Here is a 22307-nt window from a genome sequence, read left to right as displayed (position 1 = left end):
GGGGTTATGGGTCCCGGCTTTCGCCGGGACGACACCGATTGTATGGCGTTGGCTAAACCACAGCATCGGCGCGGACGCTTCACACGCCCGCGCCGATCTTTGCCCTCACGTAATCGCAATCGGGCAGCCGTTGCTGCCGGTGGCGCCCTTGATCGGGGCGGGCGCGAAGCAGTAGACGAACTGGTACTTCTTGTCGGCGATCAGATCGTCGAAGAAGAGGTTCTCGTGGTTGTGGATGCCGTGCTTGGTCTGGAGCTCGGCGTGGACCACGAAGGCGAGCGACTTGTCGGGATTGGGCACCACCTCGACCGCCCAGGTGTCGGCGCCGGTCAGCGAGAGATCCTTCTCGACCACCCATTTTGCGGCGTCGAGGCCGATGCCGGGCTCGCCGCTGTTGAAGCGATCGTTGTTCTTCATCCACAGCGAGCCCCAGCCGGTGTGGAAGAAGATCGCGTCGCCTGGCTTGATGTCGGCTTCATTCATGTTCTGCTTGGCCAAGGCTGCCTTGATGTCGGCCGCTGATATCTCCTGCCCGGCGTCCATCATGCCGCCCTTGAGCGCGACCATGTCGACGAGATGGCCTCGGGTGAACAGCGGCTTGAGCTTCTCGACGCCGAGCTTCTTCAGACCGTAGGCGTCGCTGATCTCCTGGGCAGTGAAGCCGTTGTAGAATTTCATCTCGCTCTTGTCGCCGTCCTTGCCCAGCTGGATGCCGATATGGCCGAGACCGTCGAACTGCGTGCCGGTCTGGCCGATCTCGGTGGTCAGGAATTCGTCGTGATAGACCATCTTGTTGTCGCCGAACGGGCCGCCGGTCGGGCTGCCGGGAATGCGCAGCGTGAACGCGCGCGGACCGAACAGCGGCATGCCACCTTCGTAGACACGGCCGATCTTGTAGATCTTGCCGTCCTTGATCCATTTTGCGGTGTCGAGGACTTTCTCGGGCGTGATGTGATTGGATGCGCCGCACTCATCGTCCTTGCCCCATTTCGACGGCCACCACGGCTTGTCGGTGCCCTTGGGCATGGAGGTTGCGGTCTGCGCCTGGGCTTCGCTGATCGGGGCGAGCGAGAACTTGCCGTGCATCGAGCCGGCGAGTGCGGCTCCGGCAACGCCGGCGATGCCCGCGGTGCGGAGCAGGGTCCGGCGATCTGTCGTGGAGCCGCTGTCGTCTTGATCTACGTTATTGATCTCATTAGACATTGCACCCTCCCAGGTTGTGGTCAGAATAAGCTCTGACTCTAAAATTGTTTCCGCCAGCCTCCTCCTCCGCTACGCTGTTGTCCAGCGGCAAAAATATGACAGTCGGCGCGCGAGCTTCCCATGAGCCTGTTCGAAAGCGACAAATCGGCGCAGCGGCTACCGGTATCGCTGATCACCGGCTTTCTCGGCAGCGGCAAGACCACGCTGCTCAATCGCCTGCTGCGCCACGACGACATGAAGGACAGCGCCGTCATCATCAACGAATACGGCGAGGTCAGCCTCGATCATCTGCTGGTCGAGCGCGTCGATGGTGAAGTCGCCGTGCTCGCAAGCGGCTGCATCTGCTGCACCATCCGCAGCGACCTCGAGCAGACGCTGCGCGACCTTCTGGTGAAGCGCGACCGCGGCGAGATTCCGCCGTTCCACCGCATCCTGATCGAGACCACCGGGCTCGCCGATCCCGCGCCGATCGTCCAGCTTCTGCTCAACAACCCGCTCGTCTCGCACTTCCTGCGGCTCGACGCGATCGTGACCACGATCGACGCCGTCAACGCATCGCATCAGCTCGACCGTCAGTTTGAGGCGGTGAAGCAGGTCGCGCTGGCGGACCGGCTGCTGATCACCAAGCGCGATCTTGTCGAAGACATCAGCGCGCTGCAGTCGCGCCTACGCCAGCTTAATCCCGCCGCCGGAATCGAAACCGTCGATCACGGCGAGATCGATCCGGCGAACCTGTTCGGCGCCGGCCTGATCGATCCCGAGAAGAAAAAGATCGACGTCGCGCGCTGGCTCAATGAGCACGCCTTTACCGGGCCGCACGCGCATGCCGGTCACTCGCATCATGAGCACGCGCAGCATGACCATGATCATCATGATCACGACGCCTCCATCACCAGCTTCATGCTCGCGTTCGACGAGCCGCTCGACTGGATGGCCGTGACGCACTGGCTCGCGCATTTGCGTAGCGCGCGCGGTGCAGACCTCTTGCGGGTGAAGGGGATACTCAATCTTCAGGGCGAGCCGGCGCCCATCGTGATCCACGGCGTGCACCATGTGTTTCATCCGCCGGTGGCGCTGGCTGCCTGGCCCGACAGCGATCGCCGCTCGCGCATCGTCTTCATCACGCGCGGGATTTCGCGTGCGGACGTGCTGGACCTCTGGCAAGCGGTTCGCGCCGCGGCGTGACATCGTCGAAATGCGGGACGCTGCCTAACCCTCCCCTGGAGGGGGAGGGTCGGCTCATGTTGAGCGAAGCGAGACATGAGCCGGGGTGGGGTGACGGTCTCTCCACATCCAACAGTGCCCGTGGGGAGAGATCACCCCACCCCGCTCGCGCTGCGCGCGATCGACCCTCCCCCTCCAGGGGAGGGTGGCAGCCCACCACCTTTAGCGATCGAGAAAGATCGTGGGCACGGCGCAAGTGCGCCTTTGCCCACCCTACGATTTCTTCGCGGGGACGACAGCGAGTGTGTGGCGCGGCCGCTCAGCTCAACCAGAATTTCGGCGTCGCCGGCTCCAGCCTTCCCCCAACGCGCACCGGCGCGATCTTCAGTGCGAGGCCCGTCGCGTCATCCGTCTCGACCGCGACGCCGCTCAGCGTCGCCGCGCCCGCGGCCGGCTCGAAGCGGCCCGACGGAATCCCCGAGGTGAAGCGGCGCAGCGGCTCTTCCTTCTGCATGCCGATGATGGAGTCGTAGTCGCCGGTCATGCCGGCATCGGTCATGTAGGCGGTGCCGCCGGTGAGGATCTGGTGGTCGGCGGTCGGCACATGCGTGTGCGTGCCGACGACGAGGCTGGCGCGGCCGTCGCAGAAGAAGCCGACGCCCTGCTTCTCGCTGCTCGCCTCGCAATGGAAGTCGACCACGATGGCGTCGGCGGCGACGCCGAGCGGACAGGCGCCGAGCTCGCGCTCGAGCGCGGCAAAGGGATCGTCGAACGGGGTCATGAACACGCGCCCCAGCGCGTTGACGACGAGCGCATGCTTGCCGTTCTTGGTCTCGACCAGGGCGGCGCCACGGCCGGGCGTGCCGCGCGGATAGTTCGCCGGCCGCACCAGGCGTTCGGCGCGCTCGATGAACACGAGGGCTTCGCGCTGGTCCCAGGAATGATTGCCGAGCGTCACCGCGTCGGCGCCGGCCTCGATGAACTCCTGATAGATCGTCTCGGTGATCCCGAAGCCGCCAGCCGAATTCTCGCCGTTGACGACGACGAAATCGAGCGACCAGTCCTTGACCATGCCGGGAAGATATTCGGCGATTGCATCGCGGCCGCTGCGGCCGACGACGTCACCCACGAAGAGAATGCGCAACTTCAGAACTCCGGAAATCAAACACGTCCGATTCCGTTAGCACATAATCCAGCGCCACGTCGTGCGATAGTGCAGGGACCGCCTTGATCTCCTGCGCTGCAAAAGCGAGCCCGATACCGAGGATGTTCTTGGCCTTGCGCAGATGCGCGAAGGTGAAGTCGTAATGCCCCGCGCCATAGCCGATGCGGTGGCCGAGACGGTCGAACGCCGCGAGCGGCGTCAGCATGATGTCGGGGATGACCTCGGCGGCGGCCGGCGACGGCTCGGGGATGCCGAGCGGGCCGAGCATCAGGCGGTCGTTCGGATGGAAGAGGCGGAAGACCAGCGACTGGCCGCGCGCGGTGACGCAGGGCAGCGCGAGCTTCGCGCCATCCTCGGCGAGCTTCTTCAGCAGCGGCATCGGATCGATCTCGCTGCGGATCGGCGAGTAGCCGGAGACGATGGTGCCGGGAAGGAGCTCGAACGGCAGCCCGCGCTTGGCGAGTTTTGCAGCAGCCGCGATGCGCTTCTTCTCGCTCAGCGCGTCACGTGCCGCGAGGGCCTTGGCACGGAGTTCGGATTTGGTGTTGGGCATGTGCGCTTGCTCCGAAGGCGGAGCCTTGCTCCGCCTTCATCGCCCGCGGAAGCGGGCGATCCAGTATTCCAGAGACGCCAGTGATCAAACATCGACGCCGCGGCGTACTGGATGCCCCGGTCCCCCGTGCGCAATTGCGCACTAGGCCGGGGCATGACACTGCCGGTTTGTCGTGGACGGCCATTCGACAAGAACGCATTGCCAGCAAACAAAAGTGCGAAGCCGCGGACGCCGTTGAAGCACTCGATCCCGGAGTTCCCTACGAAAGTAGGTGGGCACCATATGTCCGAGCCCACGGGCCCGGCCAGGGACAGTTCCCTAAAGGATCGATAAGGCCCCGGGGATATATGGCTCCGGACGCGCGTCGCAGCCTCGCCGTCGCAATGTAACAACGATACTGACGAATCGCCAGCCCGGTAACTGTCGCACTGGCGCGGCGTTCACAGTCTCACCCTCCCCTGGAGGGGGAGGGTCGGCACGCGATCAAGCGAAGCGAGATTGCGTGACGGGGTGGGGTGACGGTCTCTCCACCTCCAACAGTGCCCGAGTGGAGAGATCACCCCACCCCGCTCGCGCTACGCGCGATCGACCCACGAGCGAGCTACGCTCGTCTCGGACCCCTCCAGGGGAGGGTGGACCTCAGCCGATCGCGATTCCGTTCCCGACTGTCCGGTTCAGGACCTGGGTCGACTTCTCGATGCGCTCGGCGGCGGCGTTCAGGGCGTTGACCACGGCGGTCTGGGTCATCCGGGCGCGCTCGACGGCGGCGTTGCGGAAATCCCTAAGCTCGACCAGCTCCTGCTCCATGGTGCGGATGCGGTTGCCGGCGTCGACCAGCTCGTCGCACACGGTCAGCGCCGCCATCACGGTGAGGCGCGCATCGCCGATCTCGCCGAATTTTCCGCGCAGCGACTGAATCCGCGTCTCCAGGCCTTCGGCGAGCTTCAACAGCCGCACCTCCTGGCCCTCCTCGCAGGCCATGCGGTATTGCCGGGCGTTGATGGTGACGTTGATGTGGCTCATCCGTCCTCTCCGGTATCGAGCACCGAACGTATCGTGACGATCGCGGAATCCAGCCGATCGGAGATCTCGCGGTTGGTGCGCTCGAGCTTGCGCGCCTTCACCAGCGCGCCGTCGAGCTCGTCGGCAAGCCGCGAGCGGTCCGCGCCCAGCGCCTGGATTCGCGTCGCGAGCTCGTTCTCGTCGCGATCGGCATCGCGCCGTCGCTCGACCGCGCTTTCGAGCGCGTCGAGAGCCGCCGTGAGCCTGCGGGTCGCGATCTCGATCTCGACGGCGGAGGACTCCGTCATGGCAGCGCTATTGGATACGCGATCGTTCATGCAGTCAGCGGCGGAACCTGTGGGCCTGATCCGTGGCCTTTACCTCGGAGCTTGCCGTCCGGCAAAAGACTCGGTTCGGCAAGCGGTTAGAAGCAGAAATTTACGTGGCAAGCTAGCCGAGCGCAACGTCGCCGCGAAACTATGCACTGCTAAGCAACTTTTACGGCCAAACCGGCGTTTGATTGCCTTGGCCTGCCGGAACCGAGATGCTATCCCAGCCGCGACCCCAGCGGCCGAAAGGCTCCTTCCAGCGCGGCGAAGACAGCCACAAGCGCCTCATTTCAGACGGATTTCAGACATGACGCAGGTCGACCCCAACCGTATGGCCAATGCGATCCGCGGCCTCTCGATGGACGCTGTCGAGAAGGCGAAGTCGGGCCATCCCGGCCTGCCGATGGGCGCCGCCGACATCGCCACGGTGCTGTTCACGCAGTTCCTGAAATTCGACGCCGCCGTCACCGACTGGCCGGACCGCGACCGCTTCGTGCTCTCGGCCGGCCACGGCTCGATGCTGCTCTATTCGCTGCTGTACTTGACCGGCAACACCGCGATGACGCTGGACCAGCTCAAGCAATTCCGCCAGCTCGGCGGATTGACGCCGGGTCACCCCGAGAACTTCCACACCAAGGGCATCGAGACCACCACCGGCCCGCTCGGCCAGGGCATCTCGACCGCGGTCGGCATGGCGCTCGCCGAGAAGATGCTCGCCGCCGAGTTCGGCAAGAAGATCGTCGACCACCACACCTACGTGCTCGCTTCCGACGGCGACCTGATGGAAGGCGTGTCGCAGGAAGCGATCGCGATGGCCGGCCACTGGAAGCTCGGCAAGCTGATCGTGCTCTACGACGACAACGGCATCTCGATCGACGGCCCGACCTCGATCGCCGATTCCGTCGACCAGGTGAAGCGCTTCAAGTCTGCGGGGTGGGCCGCCGAGAAGATCGACGGCCATGACCAGGTCGCGATCGCGGCTGCGATCACCCGGGCGCAAAAATCCAACAAGCCGACGCTGATCGCCTGCCGCACCACCATCGGCTTCGGCGCGCCGCACAAGGCCGGCACCGCGAAGGCGCATGGCGAAGCGCTCGGCGCCGACGAGCTCAAGGCCGCCAAGGAAAATCTCGGCATCTCGCTCGAGCCGTTCTCGGTGCCCGACGACGTGCTGAAGGCCTGGCGCGCAGCCGGCAGCCGCGGCGCTGTCGCACGACAGGAATGGGAAGGCCGGCTCGGTGAGCTCGGCAGCCGCAAGCGCGCCGAGTTCGAGCGCCGCCTGCGCCATGAGCGTCCGGCCTCGCTCGCCAAGGCCGTGCGCGCCTACAAGAAGGAGCTCTTGGAAAAGCCGCTTGTCGCGGCGACCCGCAAGTCGTCGGAAGCCGTGATCGAGGTGATCGCCGGCGCGATGCCGATGGAATTCCTCGCGGGCTCCGCCGACCTCACCGGCTCCAACAACAACAAGGCGAAGTCGGCGACCGCCTTCTCCGCCAAGACGCCGAAGGGCCGCTTCATCCATTACGGCATCCGCGAGCACGGCATGTGTGCCGCGATGAACGGCATCTTCCTGCACGGCGGCTTTGCGCCGAACGGCGCGACCTTCCTGGTGTTCACCGACTACGCGCGGCCCGCGATGCGCCTGGCCGCGCTGATGGGCACCGGCGTCGTCTACGTGATGACGCATGACTCCATCGGCCTCGGCGAAGACGGCCCGACCCATCAGCCGGTCGAGCATCTCGCAGCGCTTCGCGCCATTCCGAACATGCGCGTGTTCCGCCCCGCCGATTCCATCGAGGTCGCCGAGTGCTGGGAGCTCGCGCTCAATCGCGTCGACGGCCCGACCGTGCTGGCGCTGACGCGGCAGAACCTGCCGCAGCTCCGTACCAATGCGCCGAACGACAACCCTTGCGCGGCCGGCGCCTACGAGCTGGTCGCCGCCGAGGGCGAAGCCAAGGCGACGCTGTTCGCCTCCGGCTCCGAGGTCGAGATCGCGGTGGCCGCCCAGAAGCAGCTCGCCGAGCGCGGCATCCCGTCGCGGGTGGTCTCGGTGCCCTCGCTCGAGCTGTTGTTAGCGCAACCAGAGGCCAAGCGTGCCGCCATCATCGGCAATGCGCCGGTGAAGGTCGCGATCGAGGCCGCGGTGCGCTGGGGCTGGGATGCCGTGATCGGCCAGGATGGCGAATTTATCGGCATGCATTCGTTCGGCGCGAGCGCGCCGGCGAAGGACCTTTACAAGCATTTCGGCATTACCGCCGAGGCCGCGGTTAACGCTGTGCTGAAGCGCGTTAGCTGAGAGTTGAGCTTGCCAAAAAAAAGGACTACGTAATCTCTCATATGATCAAGCACCGCCCGGCTGAACCGGGCGTCCGCCCCTAAAAAACCCTCGCAGGCGCGTAACTCGCGCGTTGTGCGGGAAGACTAGGCGTTATCGAGCCCGTCATTGAACGGTCATAAGGAGATGAAACATGGCAGTCCGCGTCGGAATTAACGGTTTTGGCCGCATCGGCCGCAACATCCTGCGGGCTATCGCCGAGTCCGGCCGCAAGGACATCGAGGTCGTCGGCATCAACGACCTCGGTCCGGTCGAGACCAACGCCCATCTGCTTCGCTTCGACAGCGTTCATGGTCGTTTCCCCGGCACCGTGACGGTCGATGGCGACTCCATCAATCTCGGCAGCGGCAAGATCAAGGTGACCGCCGAGCGCGATCCCTCAAAACTGCCCTGGAAGGATCTCGGCGTCGACATCGCGATGGAATGCACCGGCATCTTCACCGCAAAGGACAAGGCCTCCGCGCATCTCGCCGCCGGCGCCAAGCGCGTGCTGGTCTCGGCTCCGGCCGACGGCGCCGATGCCACCATCGTCTACGGCGTCAACCACGACACGCTGACCAAGGACCACATGGTGGTCTCCAACGGCTCCTGCACCACCAACTGCCTGGCGCCGGTCGCCAAGGTGCTGAACGACCTCGTCGGCATCGAAACCGGCTTCATGACCACGATCCACGCCTACACCGGCGACCAGCCGACGCTGGACACGCTGCACAAGGATCTCTATCGCGGCCGCGCGGCTGCGATGTCGATGATCCCGACCTCGACCGGCGCCGCCAAGGCGATCGGCCTGGTGCTGCCCGAGCTGAAGGGCAAGCTCGACGGCGTCTCGATCCGCGTGCCGTCGCCGAACGTCTCGGTCATCGATCTCAAGATCGTCGCCAAGCGCGCCACCGACGCCAAGGAAATCAACGCGGCGATGAAGCGCGCCTCGGAGCAGCAGCTCAAGGGCATTCTCGGCTACACCAATCAGCCGAACGTCTCGATCGACTTCAACCACGACCCGCACTCCTCGACCTTCCACGAGGACCAGACCAAGGTGCAGAACGGCACGCTGGTGCGCGTGATGTCCTGGTACGACAACGAGTGGGGTTTCTCGAACCGCATGGCGGACACCGCCGTTGCATTCGCGAAGGTGATCTAAGGACGTAGGTCTCGTGTCCCGGACGCGGTGCAGCGTGAAACGCTGCTTCGCAGAGCCGGGACCCATTCAGCTACGGGACTCGCCGCAACGTGGGTCCCGGTTCTGCACAGCGGCACTTCGCGCCGCAGTGCGCCCGGGACAAGAGAGAGTGTCCAATGGCCAACAAATTCCGCACCCTCGACGACGTCGACGTGAAGGGCAAGCGCGTGCTGCTGCGCGTCGATCTCAACGTGCCCATGGACAATGGCCGCGTCAGCGACGCGACCCGGCTCGAGCGCGTCGCGCCGACCATCAATGAAATTGCGGACAAGGGCGGCAAGGTCATCCTGCTCGCGCATTTCGGCCGGCCGAAGGGCCGCGATCCCAAGGAATCGCTCAAGCCCGTGGCGGAAGCGCTGTCGAAGGTGGTGAAGAAGCCGGTCGCCTTCGCCGATGACTGCATCGGCGAGCCCGCGGCCAAGGCTGTGGCGGACATGAAGGATGGCGATATCCTCTGTCTGGAAAACACCCGCTTCCACAAAGAGGAAGAGAAGAACGATCCCGCCTTCGTCGCGGAACTGGCGAAACTCGGCGACATCTGGGTCAGCGATGCGTTCTCCGCGGCGCACCGCGCCCATGCCTCGACCGAAGGTCTCGGCCACAAGCTGCCGGCCTATGCCGGCCGCACCATGCAGGCCGAGCTCGACGCACTGGAAAAGGCGCTGGGCTCGCCGACCAAGCCGGTCATCGCGATCATCGGCGGCGCAAAAGTGTCGACCAAGATCGACCTGCTCGAAAACCTCGTCAACAAGGTCGACGCGCTCGTGATCGGTGGCGGCATGGCCAACACCTTCCTGCACGCCCAGGGCGTCGGCGTCGGCAAGTCGCTGGCCGAGAAGGATCTCGCACCCACCGCGCTGCGCATCATGGAGAAGGCAGAAGCCGCCAACTGCGCCATCATTTTGCCGGTGGACGCCACCGTCGCGTATCACTTCGCCGCCAACGCGCCGTCGCACGCCTACGGGCTCGATGCGATCCCGGCCGACGGCATGATCCTCGATGTCGGCCCGCAGTCGATCGCGCGCATCCACGCCGCCATCGATGACGCCGCCACGCTGGTCTGGAACGGACCGCTCGGCGCCTTCGAGATGCAGCCGTTCGACCGCGGCACGGTCGCCGCCGCCAAGCACGCCGCCGAGCGTACCAAGGCGAAAAAGCTGATCTCGATCGCAGGCGGCGGCGACACCGTTGCGGCCCTCAACCAGGCCCAAGTGGCCGGTCAATTCACCTATGTCTCGACCGCCGGTGGCGCATTTCTTGAATGGATGGAGGGCAAGCCCCTGCCCGGCGTCGAAGTTCTGCGCATCAAGTAATCAGACGGCAAGAAACAAGCGGCCCTGAGGCCCGAACGGAGAAAAAGACAGATGGCTCGGATCACGTTGCGTCAATTGCTCGACCATGCTGCGGAGAACGATTACGGCGTCCCGGCCTTCAACATCAACAACATGGAGCAGGCGCTGGCGATCATGGACGCGGCCAACCAGGTCGACGCGCCCGTCATCATCCAGGCCTCGCGCGGTGCGCGCTCCTATGCCAACGACGTCATGCTCAAGCACATGATGGACGCCGTCACCGAGATCTATCCGCACATCCCGGTCTGCGTGCATCTCGACCACGGCAACGAGGCCGCGACCTGCATGACCGCAATCCAGGCCGGCTTCACCTCGGTGATGATGGACGGCTCGCTCAAGGCCGACGGCAAGACCCCCGGTGACTGGACCTACAATGTCGGCGTCACCAAGACCGTGACCGACATGGCCCATCTCGGCGGCATCTCGGTCGAGGGTGAGCTCGGCGTGCTTGGCTCGCTCGAGACCGGCATGGGCGACAAGGAAGACGGCCACGGCGCCGAAGGCAAGCTGAGCCACGACCAGCTCCTGACCAATCCCGACGAGGCCGTGAAGTTCGTCCAGGAGACCAAGGTCGACGCGCTCGCGATCGCGATGGGCACGTCGCACGGTGCGTACAAGTTCACCCGCAAGCCGGACGGCGACATCCTCGCCATGAACGTGATCGAGGAGATCCACCGCAAGCTGCCCAACACGCATCTGGTGATGCACGGCTCCTCCTCGGTGCCGCAGGACCTGCAGGACATCATCAACGCCTATGGCGGCAAGATGAAGCCGACCTGGGGCGTGCCGGTCGCCGAGATCCAGCGCGGCATCAAGCACGGCGTACGCAAGATCAACATCGACACCGACAACCGCATGGCCATGACCGGCCAGATCCGCAAGGTCCTCAAGGACAATCCGGAAGAGTTCGATCCGCGCAAGTACCTGAAGCCGGCAATGGAAGCCATGACCAAGCTGTGCAAGCAGCGGCTCCAGGAGTTCAACACCGCCGGCCAGGCCGCCAAGTTCAAGAAGATCCTGACCCCCGCCGACATGGCCAAGCGCTACGCCAAGGGCGAGCTGGACCCCCGCGTCGCGTAAGCGATCGCGTGGGTGGCGTAAGGCCGGTACGCTCTATCGTCTCCCTCGCCCCGCTCCTCGCGGGGAGAGGGCGGGGTGAGGGGCTCCCTTCGCGCGTTGTGCTCTATCGCTAGACCTGTACCCCCTCACCCGGATCGCACCGGACGATGCGTCGCATCGCCGGGGGCGATCCGACCTCTCCCCGCAAGCGGGGCGAGGTGAAAGGGCGCCCAGCCGGGCCAGCCATTTACCCGACGACCTCCCCCCTTTACCCTGCGACCAACGTTAACTCGGCAATTGCCCGAGAACCGTCTATTTTCACAGGCAAGGGCAGAATCGTTTTGGGAGGACCTCTCGATGAATCTGACTGAGCTCAACAGAATTGCGACCGCCATGGTCGCGCCGGGCAAGGGCATCCTTGCCGCCGACGAATCCTCCGGCACCATCAAGAAGCGGTTCGACGCGATCGGCGTGGAATCGACGGAAGGCAACCGCCGCGACTATCGCGAGATGCTGTTTCGGTCGAAGGAGGCCATGAGCCAGTACATCTCGGGCGTGATCCTCTATGACGAGACGATCTGGCAGGACGCCAAGGACGGCACGCCGCTGGTGAAGCTGATCGAACAGAGCGGCGCCATTCCCGGCATCAAGGTCGACGAAGGCACGCAGGCCCTGCCGATGTGCCCGGGCGAGCTTGTCACCGTCGGGCTCGACAAGCTCGCCGAGCGGCTGAAGAAGTATTACGAGCGCGGCGCGCGCTTCGCCAAATGGCGCGCGGTGATCGACATCGGCAGCGGCATTCCCTCAATGACCGCGATCAGCGTCAATGCCCATGCGCTGGCGCGCTATGCCGCACTGTGCCAGGCCGCGCAGATCGTGCCGATCGTCGAGCCGGAGGTGCTGATGGACGGCGATCACGACATCGATCGCTGCTATGAGGTCACGACCCGCGTGCTCAACAAGACGTTCCAGGAATTGCGCGTGCAGCGCGTGGCGCTCGAAGGCATGGTGCTGAAGCCGAACATGGCGATCTCAGGCAAGAAAAGCGCAAAGCAGGCCTCCGTGGAGGAGGTCGCGGAGAAGACGATCCGGCTGCTGAAGGCGTGCGTGCCGGCGGCGGTGCCCGGCATCGCCTTCCTCTCCGGCGGCCAGTCGGACGAAGAGGCGACCGCGCATCTCAACGCCATGCACAAGCTCGGACCGCTGCCGTGGGGCCTGACCTTCTCCTACGGCCGCGCGCTGCAGGCGGCGCCGCAGAAGGCTTGGTCGGGTAGGCCTGAGAATGTCGCGGCCGGACAGAACGCATTCAGTCATCGCGCCCGCATGAATGGCCTCGCCTCCAAGGGCGAATGGCAAAGCAGCCTGGAAAAGAAGGCAGCCTAGATCTTGTCGAACAAATCGCCTCCGCCGCGCCCGGCGCCGCGCCTTTATCTCGCGACGCCCGTTGTCGATGATCCCGCCTCGCTCATCGCCGAATTGCCGGCGCTGCTCGCAGCAGTCGATGTCGCAGCCGTGCTGGTGCGGCTGAAGGAGACCGACCAGCGCACCATGATCTCGCGGATCAAGGCCTTGGCGCCGATCGTGCAGAACGCGGGCGCGGCGCTGCTCGTCGACGGCCATCCTGAGCTCGTCGCGCGTGGCGGCGCCGATGGCGCACACCTGCCGGGCATCGCCGCACTGAAAGAGGCGATGCCGTCGCTCAAGCCCGATCGCATCGCCGGCGTCGGCGGGCTGACGACGCGGCACCATTCGATGGACGCGGGCGAGATGGGCGCGGACTATCTGCTGTTCGGCGAGCCCGATGCGAACGGGCAGCGACCGTCGGCGCAAGCCATTGCCGAACGGCTCGACTGGTGGGCCGAGCTGTTCGAGCCGCCCTGCGTCGGCTTCGCTGTTACGTTCGAGGAGGCCCACGATTTCGCCGCCAGCGGCGCCGATTTCGTGCTGGTCGGCGATCTCGTCTGGGCGGATTCGCGCGGGCCGAAGGCCGCGCTGATCGAGGCCGACGCCGCGATCAAGAAGGCCTTCGCGGCCGTTGTCGTGGGCGAGGGCTAGCGCCCGCCATGACGCTCCCGCGCATCACCCTTCTGGCCACGCTGCTGTTGGCGGCGCCTGCGGCCGCGCAGCTCCAGATCACGCCCCCGGCCACGATCCCGAGCCCTGCGGCCGAAAAGCAGAAGCCAAAGGAAGCGGCAAAGGAGCCGGCGAAGGAAAAGCCCAAGGTCGCGCCGCACACGATCAAGAAGAAGGAGGCTGCCCCGGCGCCGAAGCCGTCGGCCTCGCCGAGCCCGACGCTGCCGGCAACCGTGATCCCGGCGCCGGCAACGGACAATTCCAACGTCGACCTGGTGTTCGGCGCCTATCAGCGCGGCCAGTACAAGACCGCCTTCGACCTCGCCAGCGCGCGCGCCAAGACCGGCGACGTCAAGGCCATGACCATGCTGGGCGAGCTCTACTCCAACGCCATGGGCATCAGGCGCGACTACGCCAAGGCGGTCGAATGGTACAAGCGCGCTGCCGATGCCGGCGATCGCGAGGCGATGTTCGCGCTCGCCATGCTGCGCATGGCCGGCCGTGGCGGCCCCGTCGACAAGGGCGAGGCGGTCAAGCTGATGGCCTCAGCCGCCAAGCTCGGCGAGCCCAAGGCAGCCTACAACCTCGCTCTGCTGTATCTGGACGGCCAGACCCTGCCGCAGGACGTCAAGCGCTCCGCCGAGCTGCTGCGCCAGGCGGCCGATGCCGGGCTGCCCGAGGCGCAATACGCACTCGCGACCTTCTACAAGGAAGGCACCGGCGTGCCGAAGGACCCCGAACGGTCGGTGCGGCTGCTGCAGGCGGCCTCGCTGGCCGACAATGTCGATGCGGAGGTCGAGTATGCCATCGCCATGTTCAACGGCACCGGCACGCCGAAGAACCAGCCGGCGGCCGTGGCCTTGCTGCGCAAGGCGTCCCGCCAGGGCAGCGCGATCGCGCAGAACCGCCTCGCCTGGGTCCTGATCAACGGCATGGGCACATCCGTGGACAAGGTCGAGGGCTTCAAATGGCATCTGGTGGCCAAAACCGGCGGCAAGGGCGATCCGGAGCTCGACAAGCAGCTGTCCGATCTGCCCGCGGACGATCGCGCCAAGGCGGAGGCCGGCGCCAAGAAATGGCTCGGGAACAAATGACCTGACTTCAGGTGCCCTGAAGGCTTGACGTTTGGTCCCTCGCGGGGCACCCAATCCCCTCAAATGGCGCCATTCCGCGTCTCCTCCCCCGATCAAGACCAGAGCTCATGCTGTATTCCGCCACTATCAACGTCATGGTCAAAGCCGCGCGCCGCGCCGGCCGCAGCCTCAAGCGCGATCTCGGCGAGATCGAGCATCTCCAGGTCTCGCTGAAGGGGCCTGCCAACTTCGTCACGCTTGCCGACAAGCGCGCCGAGGAGATCCTCTACCAGGACCTCTCGAAGGCCCGGCCCGGCTACGGCTTCATCGGCGAGGAAGGCGGCACGCGGGAAGGCTCCGACAAGAGCCACACCTGGATCGTCGATCCGCTCGACGGCACCACCAACTTCCTGCACGGCATCCCGCAATTCGCGATCTCGATCGGTCTTGTGCGCGAGGGCACCATCATTGCCGGCGTGATCTACAATCCCGCCAATGACGAGCTCTACATCGCCGAGCGCGGCAAGGGCGTCTTCCTCAACGACCAGCGCCTGCGCGTGGCCGGCCGCCGCCAGCTCAACGAATGCGTGGTGGCCTGCGGCCTGCCCCATATCGGCCGCGGCGACCACGAGGAATTCCGCCGCGAGATGACCGCGATCCAGGACCGCGTCGCCGGCCTGCGCCGCTTCGGCGCCGCCTCGCTCGACCTCGCCTTCGTCGCCGCCGGCCGCCTCGACGGCTATTGGGAGCGCAACCTGCAATCCTGGGACATCGCCGCCGGCATGCTGATGGTGCGCGAAGCCGGTGGCACCGTGAGCGACATCAGCACGCCGGGCGACGCCCTGGTGACGGGCGACGTCGTGTGCGGAAACGAGTTCGTTCACGGCGAGTTGGTGAAGATTTTGCGGAAGTAGACGGACTCTTTCGTCACGTCGTTTGCGCGCACCCGTAAGACCGAGAGAATAGAGGCCGCACATCGCGGCCTCCGGTCTCATGTCGTGCGGCTTACCACGCCACCCACTTGCGGCCGTGCCAATAGCCCCGGCCCTCGTGCTCGCGGAAAGCAAACTTTTCGCGCGGTCCCCAGCGCCAATTGTCTTCGTGAACGACGACGCCCGCCTCGTGCGGAAACTCGTAGGCCTCATGCGTGTGCCAGCAGGTGTGGCCCTGACACACGATCGCGGCCGATGCGGTGAAGGTGGACATCATCAGCACGCCGGTGCCGACAGCGGCAGCGGAAAGAATCTTCTTCAACATTGGGACGATTTCTCCGTGGAACCCTAACCCCGCGGGCAAACAGATTTGCCGGCAGTCGGTTCCGTCGGAGAACGTGAAGCTTTCGTAAGAATTTGCGCAAGTCGAGCGTCGTGGGCCTCCCCGGCGCTCACGGGCACATCAACCTGCCGACGATCCCCGCTAACACCGTCGAAAATGACCCACGACAGACATTGCAGCTCCCGTCTTGCTGTCTCAAACAGCACGAACCAAACGTCGGCGCGCCGAACTCACAGCTAGCAACGTATCAGGGTTCTGCAGGCCGACGCGCGACGAGGACGGTGTTGACGCATTGCAACACTATTTCGCGCTTTTGATTGCGGAGTTGAATTTGGTTGCGGACGATACCCCTGTCAGAATTCGACTTCGACTCGCGCTTCTCTAGAATGGCCACGTCAAGATAAAGCTCGTCTGCCGGGCGGACCGGGATCGGCAGTCTGAGTTCATCCCAGCCGAGGCCGGCAAGGATACGAAGCGAATAAGGCTGTGCTCTGGGCAGCAACGAAATAACTATCGCGAATGTGTGAGCACCCGAGGCTGTTAAGCCCGCAAAAACCGAGCGTGCGGCAGCTTCTTCATCGATGTGGAAAGGCTGCGGGTCGTACTTTCTGGCAAATTCGATGATTTCTTCCTTCGAGACAAGATACGGGCCGGCCGTACGTAATTTGCCAACCTCAGCCTCTTCGAAATACAAGATGGCCATCGACGACCCTCAACCGATATCTGGCTCAATATGAGTAACCTAGCCTTCCCGCCGCTGAATGTCAGCAGGTCCGGTTGTGACCCATCGCGTCATTTGCTGTGGCTGCACAAAGGTGGTCGCTATCGGCGCAAAGCGGACATCGCCAGCGGCTTATGAGTACACGGCCTAAGAGTCGTCATCATCAGGCTCCTCGTCGCGATACTCGCCGCCGAGGGTCAGGCCTTCGATCGTCGTGGCGCCCTTCGACTTGATCACCCGGCGAAGCGGGACCGAACTCTCGTTTCGCAACGCATCCATCAACTGCTCCGAATGGGTGACGATCCAGATGTCGGCGCGGCTCGATGCCTTGACGATCAGCCGGGCCAATGGCGCCAGCAGTGACGGATGCAGGCTGGTCTCGGGTTCGTTCAGCGCGATGAACGGCGGAAGCCGATAGCCCATGAACACCGCAAGCAGGCAAATGTATTTCAGCGTCCCGTCGGATAGTTCGTGCGCGCTGAACGGCCGCGGCATATCCGTCAGTTGCAGGTCAAAATCACACAAGCCATTTTGCTCCCATGCACGGAGCTCAGCGCCTGGAAATGCATCCTCGATTGCGTCCTGCAGGTCGACGGCGTCTTCCCTGATTGTATAGAGCGTCGCCAGCGCCGCGGCCAAATCGGTCCCATCGGCACTGAGCGACGGCGTCGTGATCGCCAGACACGGCTTTCGTATCGGCGACGCCGGATCGGTGCGAAAGTCGTGATAGAAGCGCCAGCCCAGCATGGCGTTTCTGATCAGATCGATTTCCGGGCATTCCTTGCCATCTGCAAAGCCGGCAAGCGCCGTCTCGGACGGCAGCACCGCGTCCTTGTGGCTGCTCCATGCGCCGCTGTCGCTGCGGACGCTGACAAGCGAATTCTTCCGCTCCATCAGCAAAACCGTTCGCTTGCCCTGCTCCGCCTCGATACTCTCGGCCTTGATCATCGGCTCGCCGGAAAACGCCGCCTCGAGGGGACCGGGAAATCCGATCTCGATCGAATATTTGAGACGGTCGAATTTGGCCGACAACCGCAGTCGCCCATCTTCGCCGCGTTTGCGAACGCCGGACCAGCAGACCGAATTCAATCCGCCTTCGTCGGCGATCGTCCGCGTGATCCGCCCGGTTGCCGCGTCGCGCAACAGCGACAAGGACTTGTAGAGGTTGGATTTGCCGACGCCGTTCTCGCCCACAAACACGGACAGGGGGTGAATTGGTAGGGAGAGCCGGCGGATGGAGCGATAGTTCGAGATCGCAATGTCGGTCGGACGCATCACATGCTCTCAATCGGCAGGCCGTGTGCAGTCGCGGCGCAGTGCGACTACACATGCCTTCAATCCAGAGGTGTAGTCTGGATTGACCAACTTGGGAAGGCAAGTGCTCCGCTTGTCATTCCGGGGTGCGCCTCTTGGCGCGTGCCCGGAATGACGAGTGCCCTATGGCTTCACCGGCGCCGGCGGGCCATACGCCCCGCCGTCCTTCGCGACCTTCGGCTCCCGGTCACCCGCCAGCACGCGCTGCACCGAGACGAAGAACACCGGCACCATCAGTAGCGCCAGGATCACCACCGCGATCATGCCGCCCATCACGACGGAGCCCAGCGCCTGCTGGCTGGCGCCGCCGGCACCGTGAGCGATCGCCATCGGCAGCACGCCGCAGATGAAGGCGAGACCCGTCATCAGGATCGGGCGGAAGCGCAGGCGGCAGGCTTCGATGGTGGCTTCCACCAGCGGCTTGCCCTCCTTGCGCAGATCCTTGGCGAACTCGATGATCAGGATGGCGTCCTTGGCCGCAAGGCCAATGATCGTGATCAGGCCGACGGTGAAATAGACGTCGTTAGGCAGACCGCGCAGCATGGCCGCCACCACCGCGCCGACGATGCCGAGTGGCACGGTGAGCAGCACCGCAAGCGGAATGGTCCAGCTCTCATAGAGCGCGGCCAGACACAGGAACACCACGAACACGGAGAGGGCGAGCAGGAACGGGGCCTGCGAGCCCGACAGCTTTTCCTGGAGCGACTGTCCGGTCCATTCGTAGCCGAAGCCGCGCGGCAGTTGTCCGGCGAGCCGCTCCATCTCGGCGATCGCATCGCCCGAGGTGAAGCCGGGCCTGGCTTCGCCCGAGATGCGCACGGCCGGATAGTAGTTGAAGCCCGCGATCTGCGTCGGACCGCGCGACCATTCAACCGTCGCGAAGGAGGAGAACGGCACCAGCTGGCCGTGGGAGTTCTTGACGTTGTAGTTGAGGATGTCCTCGGTCCTCATGCGGTCGCGGCTGTCGGCCTGCACCACGACGCGCTGCATGCGGCCGCGATTCGGGAAGTCGTTGATGTAGTTCGAGCCGAGATTGGTCGAGATCGTGTTGTTGATGTCCTCGAAGGTGACGCCGAAGGCGCCGGCCTTCTCGCGGTCGATCACGAGATTGACCACGCCGGCCTCGGGCAGGCCCTCGATATAGACCTTCTGCAACACCGGGCTGGCATTGGCTTGCGCGATCAACTGGTCGGCGGCGCGCATCAGGGCCGGATAGCCCTTCTGGCCGCGATCCTGCAGACGGAACGAGAAGCCGGAGGAGTTGCCGAGATTGTCGATCGGCGGCGGCTGCAGCGCCGAGATCTTGGCGTCGCGGATCGACGACCCCAGATCGCGGTTGATGTCGTTGACAACAGCAGCCGCGGATTCGTTCGGTCCACGCTCCGACCAGTCCTTCAGCGTGATGAAGGCCTGCGCGGTGTTCATGCCCTGGCCGGAGAAGCTGAAGCCGGTGAGGAAGGTGACGTTGTCGACACCCGGGCGCTGCGCCAGATATTTTTCGACCTTCTCGATCACCGCCTCGGTGCGGCCGTAGGACGAATCCGACGGCGTCTGGACGTCGGTGGTGACGAAGCCCTGGTCGTCGACCGGCAGGAAGCCGCCCGGGAGATTGACGAAGGCCCAGGACAGGCCGGCGAGCAGCGCGACATAGACCAGCATCAAACGTCCGGTGCGCTTCAGCGAGAAGCCGACCGTGCGGGAATAACCCTCCTTGCTGCCCTCGAGCATGCGGTTGAACCAGCCGAACACGCCTCTCTTGGCGTGACCGTGGCCGGCCGCGACGGGCTTGAGCAGGGTCGCGCACAGCGCCGGCGTCAGCGACAGCGCGAGGAAGGCGGAGAAGCCGATCGCCGCGACCATGGTCACCGAGAACTGGCGGTAGATGATGCCGACCGAGCCCGGGAAGAACGCCATCGGCACGAACACGGCCATCAGCACCAGCGTGATGCCGATGATGGCGCCGGAGATCTGCGACATCGCCTTCCGCGTCGCTTCCTTCGGCGGCAGGCCCTCCTCGGTCATGATGCGCTCGACGTTCTCGACCACGACGATGGCGTCGTCGACGAGGATGCCGACGGCGAGCACCATGCCGAACATCGAGAGCATGTTGATGGAGTAGCCGGCGAGCAGCAGCGTGGTACAGGCGCCCAGCAGCGCCACCGGCACCACGATGGTCGGAATGATGGTGTAGCGGATGTTCTGCAGGAACAGGAACATCACCACGAACACCAGCACCACGGCTTCGACCAGCGTCGTCAGCACCTTCTTGATCGAGGCCTCGACCACCGGCGTGATGTTGTAGGGAATCTCGTAGGAGATGTTGGCCGGGAAGAAGCGCGACAGCTCCTTCATCTTCTCCTCGACCGCGCTCGCGGTCGCAAGCGCATTGCCGGTCGGCGACATCAGCACGGAGAGACCGGCCGTCGGCTTGCCGTTCAGGCGGGTGTTGAACTGGTAGCTGAGACCGCCGACCTCGACGCGCGCGACGTCGCGCAGCCGCACGGTCGAACCATCGGCATTGGCGCGCAGGATGATGGCGCCGAACTCGTCCGGCGACGACAGCTGGCCCTTGACCAGCACCAGCGCGGAGGTGCGCTGGCTGTCCGTCGACGGCTCCGCACCGATGCTGCCCGAGGCGACCTGCGCGTTCTGTGCGGCGATCGCCTTGTTGACGTCGTCGGCGGTCAGCCCGTAGCCGACCAGCTTGGCCGGATCGACCCACACACGAAGACTGCGTTCGGTCGAATAGAGCGTGGCGCGGCCGACGCCGGGGATGCGGCGGATTTCGCCGAGCACGTTGCGGATCATGAAGTCGCCGAGGCCGACCTCGTCGAGGCTGCCGTCGGTCGAGTTCAGCGTGATGATCTGCAGCACCGCGCTCGAGGCTTCCTCGATCAGGATGCCCTGCTGGATCACCGCGCGCGGCAGCCGCGCCTCGACGCGCTTGATGCGGTTCTGCACCTCGACGGACGCCGCGCTGGTATCGGTGCCCGGCTGGAAATTGGCGATGATCTCGACCTGGCCGAGCGAATCGCTGGTCGATTCGAAATTGAGGATGCCGGAGGCGCCGTTGAGCTCCTCCTCGATCAGGCGGGTGACGCTGTTGTAGAGGTTTTCCGGCGACGCGCCCGGGTAGCTCGTCGAGATCGAGATCGAGGGCGGCGCGATGATCGGATATTGCGCGATCGGCAACAGCGGGACCGAGATCGCGCCGATCAGACAGATGAACAGCGCGACGACCCAGGCGAAGATCGGCCTGTCGATGAAGAAGCTCGCCATGGTGCGTTACCGCGCGGCCTTGAGGGCGTGCCGGTTGTCCGCGCTCGCCTCGGCTTCGGACCAGGATTGCGGCTTGACCTTGTCGCCGGCCGCAAATTTCTGGAAGCCTTCGACCACGACCTTGTCGCCGGCCTTCAGGCCGTCGGTGACGAACCAGACGCCGTCCTGCACCGAGCCGGTGCGCACCGGCTGCACCGCGATGCGGTTGTCGTCCTTGACGACGAACACCTCGCTGCCGCCACCGCCATTGCGCTGGACCGCCTGCTGCGGCACCGCGATCGCGTCGGAATCGAGGCCCTGATCGAGGCGGACGCGGACATACATGCCCGGCAGCAGCTCGCGCTTGGGATTGCGGAATTCGCCGCGCAGCGTCACCTGGCCGGTATGGGCGTCGACCTTGGCCTCGGAGAACAGCAGCTTGCCGTCGAGCGCATAGATGGTGTTGTCGTCGAGCACGAGGCGCACCTTGACGGCATCGGCCGCGATGCGATCGAGGTCGCCGCTTTCGAAAGCGCGGCGCAGCTGGTTGAGCTCGGTCACCGACTGGGTGAAGTCCGCATAGATCGGATCGAGCTGCTGCACGGTGGCGAGATTGGTCTCGTTCTGCACCACGAGCGCGCCCTCGCTGACCAGCGCGGCACCGACCACGCCGTCGATCGGCGCGCGCACGGTCGCATAATCGAGATTGAGCTTGGCGCGCGCGAGGTCGGCCTTGCGGCCCTCGACGTCGGCCTGCGCCTGGCGCTCGGCGGCGATGGTCTTTTCGTTCTCGGCTTCGGGCGCGGCGCGCTGACTGGTCAGCGTCGCGATGCGCCGCGCCTGCTGCTGCGCCTGCATCAACGCCGCCTCGGCCTTGTCGACCGCCGCGTCGTTGGCCATCACCTCGACCTCGAACGGGCGCGGATCGATGCGATAGAGCGCATCGCCCGCCTTCACCTCGCTGCCCTGGCGGAACAGCCGCTCGACCACGATGCCCGACACGCGCGGCCGCACCTCGGCGACGCGCGTCGGCGAGATCCGGCCCGGCAGCTCGCGTACCACGGCGCGCGGTTGCGGCTTGACGGTGACGATGCTGACATCGGGTTCAGAGGTTTGGGCAGTGGCAACGGCGGAAGAAGATTCGTCGCAAGCGCCTAGCAGCGGCGCAAGGGCCGCGAGCATCATTGCAACGCATGCCGATCGCGCTCGAAGTCCTGACATGAAGTGGGGTGCCCCAAAATTGTTGAAACTGAT

General features: G+C 64.9%; 19 protein-coding genes and 1 other RNA gene. 9 read left to right on the top strand and 11 right to left on the bottom strand.

The annotated features are described in order from the left end of the window. Positions 1-105: 105 nt before the first annotated feature. Positions 106-1203 (bottom strand): cyclase family protein, encoded by a 1098-nt coding sequence (locus QA645_RS08510; protein WP_254133966.1) that lies wholly within the window; start codon positions 1201-1203, stop codon positions 106-108. Positions 1204-1323: 120 nt separating this feature from the next. Here QA645_RS08510 and QA645_RS08505 point away from each other — a divergent pair, with 120 nt between their 5' ends. Next, positions 1324-2388, top strand: a complete 1065-nt coding sequence (locus tag QA645_RS08505) for a GTP-binding protein (RefSeq protein ID WP_283049559.1) — start codon at positions 1324-1326, stop codon at positions 2386-2388. A 298-nt stretch (positions 2389-2686) separates the two neighbouring features. Here the strand turns inward: QA645_RS08505 and QA645_RS08500 are convergent, their stop codons facing one another. The 5 genes from QA645_RS08500 to QA645_RS08480 all read right to left on the bottom strand — a co-directional run bounded on the left by QA645_RS08500 (position 2687) and on the right by QA645_RS08480 (position 5395). Next, positions 2687-3511 carry a TIGR00282 family metallophosphoesterase gene (locus tag QA645_RS08500; protein WP_254133968.1) on the bottom strand — a complete coding sequence of 275 codons (825 nt, stop codon included), beginning with the start codon at positions 3509-3511 and terminating at the stop codon, positions 2687-2689. Beyond that, positions 3489-4085 (bottom strand): 5-formyltetrahydrofolate cyclo-ligase, encoded by a 597-nt coding sequence (locus tag QA645_RS08495; protein ID WP_283049556.1) that lies wholly within the window; start codon positions 4083-4085, stop codon positions 3489-3491. Before QA645_RS08495 ends, QA645_RS08500 begins: the two co-directional genes overlap by 23 nt. Positions 4086-4300: 215 nt before the next feature. Continuing rightward, a non-coding RNA gene (gene ssrS, locus QA645_RS08490) (6S RNA) lies at positions 4301-4461 on the bottom strand. A gap of 263 nt (positions 4462-4724) precedes the next feature. After that, a complete protein-coding gene (locus tag QA645_RS08485) occupies positions 4725-5108 on the bottom strand; it encodes a cell division protein ZapA (protein ID WP_254133970.1) in 384 nt (127 codons plus the stop codon). Further along, on the bottom strand, positions 5105-5395 hold the full coding sequence (locus QA645_RS08480; protein WP_084292232.1) for a DUF4164 domain-containing protein: 291 nt from the start codon (positions 5393-5395) through the stop codon (positions 5105-5107). The genes QA645_RS08485 and QA645_RS08480 overlap by 4 nt, the downstream gene beginning before the upstream one ends. A gap of 328 nt (positions 5396-5723) precedes the next feature. Here QA645_RS08480 and tkt point away from each other — a divergent pair, with 328 nt between their 5' ends. From tkt to QA645_RS08440, 8 genes are all read left to right on the top strand, one after another. Further along, on the top strand, positions 5724-7709 hold the full coding sequence (gene tkt / locus QA645_RS08475; RefSeq protein WP_283049554.1) for a transketolase: 1986 nt from the start codon (positions 5724-5726) through the stop codon (positions 7707-7709). Positions 7710-7881: 172 nt separating this feature from the next. Next, positions 7882-8889, top strand: a complete 1008-nt coding sequence (gene gap, locus QA645_RS08470) for a type I glyceraldehyde-3-phosphate dehydrogenase (RefSeq protein WP_254133972.1) — start codon at positions 7882-7884, stop codon at positions 8887-8889. A gap of 155 nt (positions 8890-9044) precedes the next feature. Next, positions 9045-10241, top strand: a complete 1197-nt coding sequence (locus QA645_RS08465; RefSeq protein WP_283049551.1) for a phosphoglycerate kinase — start codon at positions 9045-9047, stop codon at positions 10239-10241. A gap of 51 nt (positions 10242-10292) precedes the next feature. Then, positions 10293-11360 (top strand): class II fructose-bisphosphate aldolase, encoded by a 1068-nt coding sequence (fba, locus tag QA645_RS08460; RefSeq protein WP_254133974.1) that lies wholly within the window; start codon positions 10293-10295, stop codon positions 11358-11360. A 336-nt stretch (positions 11361-11696) separates the two neighbouring features. After that, the gene (locus tag QA645_RS08455; RefSeq protein WP_283049549.1) at positions 11697-12722 is read left to right on the top strand and encodes a class I fructose-bisphosphate aldolase; all 1026 of its coding nucleotides are present in this window, start codon (positions 11697-11699) and stop codon (positions 12720-12722) included. Between the two features lie 3 nt (positions 12723-12725). Next, positions 12726-13394 carry a thiamine phosphate synthase gene (locus QA645_RS08450; RefSeq protein ID WP_283049547.1) on the top strand — a complete coding sequence of 223 codons (669 nt, stop codon included), beginning with the start codon at positions 12726-12728 and terminating at the stop codon, positions 13392-13394. A gap of 8 nt (positions 13395-13402) precedes the next feature. After that, positions 13403-14506: an HcpA family protein gene (locus tag QA645_RS08445; RefSeq protein ID WP_254195296.1), complete on the top strand. Its 1104-nt coding sequence runs from the start codon at positions 13403-13405 to the stop codon at positions 14504-14506. A gap of 107 nt (positions 14507-14613) precedes the next feature. Next, entirely contained in the window at positions 14614-15399 is a 786-nt protein-coding gene (locus tag QA645_RS08440; RefSeq protein ID WP_254133978.1) for an inositol monophosphatase family protein, read from the top strand. 91 nt (positions 15400-15490) lie between these two features. Here the strand turns inward: QA645_RS08440 and QA645_RS08435 are convergent, their stop codons facing one another. From QA645_RS08435 to QA645_RS08415, 5 genes are all read right to left on the bottom strand, one after another. Further along, complete coding sequence (locus tag QA645_RS08435; protein WP_254195297.1) at positions 15491-15742, bottom strand: hypothetical protein; 252 nt, start codon at positions 15740-15742, stop codon at positions 15491-15493. Positions 15743-16007: 265 nt separating this feature from the next. Continuing rightward, positions 16008-16463, bottom strand: coding sequence for a MaoC/PaaZ C-terminal domain-containing protein (locus QA645_RS08430; RefSeq protein ID WP_283049542.1), 456 nt, complete (start codon positions 16461-16463; stop codon positions 16008-16010). Positions 16464-16628: 165 nt separating this feature from the next. Then, positions 16629-17756 carry an AAA family ATPase gene (locus QA645_RS08425; protein ID WP_283049540.1) on the bottom strand — a complete coding sequence of 376 codons (1128 nt, stop codon included), beginning with the start codon at positions 17754-17756 and terminating at the stop codon, positions 16629-16631. Between the two features lie 162 nt (positions 17757-17918). Next, the gene (locus QA645_RS08420; protein WP_283049538.1) at positions 17919-21074 is read right to left on the bottom strand and encodes a multidrug efflux RND transporter permease subunit; all 3156 of its coding nucleotides are present in this window, start codon (positions 21072-21074) and stop codon (positions 17919-17921) included. A gap of 6 nt (positions 21075-21080) precedes the next feature. After that, positions 21081-22274 carry an efflux RND transporter periplasmic adaptor subunit gene (locus QA645_RS08415; protein ID WP_283049537.1) on the bottom strand — a complete coding sequence of 398 codons (1194 nt, stop codon included), beginning with the start codon at positions 22272-22274 and terminating at the stop codon, positions 21081-21083. Positions 22275-22307 lie beyond the last annotated feature (33 nt).

This window comes from Bradyrhizobium sp. CIAT3101, from assembly GCF_029714945.1.
Lineage (GTDB): Bacteria > Pseudomonadota > Alphaproteobacteria > Rhizobiales > Xanthobacteraceae > Bradyrhizobium.
This window is presented reverse-complemented; position numbering and strand designations above follow the sequence as displayed.

Excerpts from the sequence above, each read along its gene's own strand:
- QA645_RS08510 (WP_254133966.1), bottom strand. The coding sequence starts at position 1,203 with ATGTCTAATGAGATCAATAACGTAGATCAAGACGACAGCGGCTCCACG.
- QA645_RS08505 (WP_283049559.1), top strand. The coding sequence starts at position 1,324 with ATGAGCCTGTTCGAAAGCGACAAATCGGCGCAGCGGCTACCGGTATCG.
- QA645_RS08495 (WP_283049556.1), bottom strand. The coding sequence starts at position 4,085 with ATGCCCAACACCAAATCCGAACTCCGTGCCAAGGCCCTCGCGGCACGT.
- QA645_RS08485 (WP_254133970.1), bottom strand. The coding sequence starts at position 5,108 with ATGAGCCACATCAACGTCACCATCAACGCCCGGCAATACCGCATGGCC.
- QA645_RS08480 (WP_084292232.1), bottom strand. The coding sequence starts at position 5,395 with ATGACGGAGTCCTCCGCCGTCGAGATCGAGATCGCGACCCGCAGGCTC.
- tkt (WP_283049554.1), top strand. The coding sequence starts at position 5,724 with ATGACGCAGGTCGACCCCAACCGTATGGCCAATGCGATCCGCGGCCTC.
- gap (WP_254133972.1), top strand. The coding sequence starts at position 7,882 with ATGGCAGTCCGCGTCGGAATTAACGGTTTTGGCCGCATCGGCCGCAAC.
- QA645_RS08465 (WP_283049551.1), top strand. The coding sequence starts at position 9,045 with ATGGCCAACAAATTCCGCACCCTCGACGACGTCGACGTGAAGGGCAAG.
- fba (WP_254133974.1), top strand. The coding sequence starts at position 10,293 with ATGGCTCGGATCACGTTGCGTCAATTGCTCGACCATGCTGCGGAGAAC.
- QA645_RS08455 (WP_283049549.1), top strand. The coding sequence starts at position 11,697 with ATGAATCTGACTGAGCTCAACAGAATTGCGACCGCCATGGTCGCGCCG.
- QA645_RS08445 (WP_254195296.1), top strand. The coding sequence starts at position 13,403 with ATGACGCTCCCGCGCATCACCCTTCTGGCCACGCTGCTGTTGGCGGCG.
- QA645_RS08440 (WP_254133978.1), top strand. The coding sequence starts at position 14,614 with ATGCTGTATTCCGCCACTATCAACGTCATGGTCAAAGCCGCGCGCCGC.
- QA645_RS08435 (WP_254195297.1), bottom strand. The coding sequence starts at position 15,742 with ATGTTGAAGAAGATTCTTTCCGCTGCCGCTGTCGGCACCGGCGTGCTG.
- QA645_RS08430 (WP_283049542.1), bottom strand. The coding sequence starts at position 16,463 with ATGGCCATCTTGTATTTCGAAGAGGCTGAGGTTGGCAAATTACGTACG.
- QA645_RS08425 (WP_283049540.1), bottom strand. The coding sequence starts at position 17,756 with ATGCGTCCGACCGACATTGCGATCTCGAACTATCGCTCCATCCGCCGG.
- QA645_RS08420 (WP_283049538.1), bottom strand. The coding sequence starts at position 21,074 with ATGGCGAGCTTCTTCATCGACAGGCCGATCTTCGCCTGGGTCGTCGCG.
- QA645_RS08415 (WP_283049537.1), bottom strand. The coding sequence starts at position 22,274 with ATGTCAGGACTTCGAGCGCGATCGGCATGCGTTGCAATGATGCTCGCG.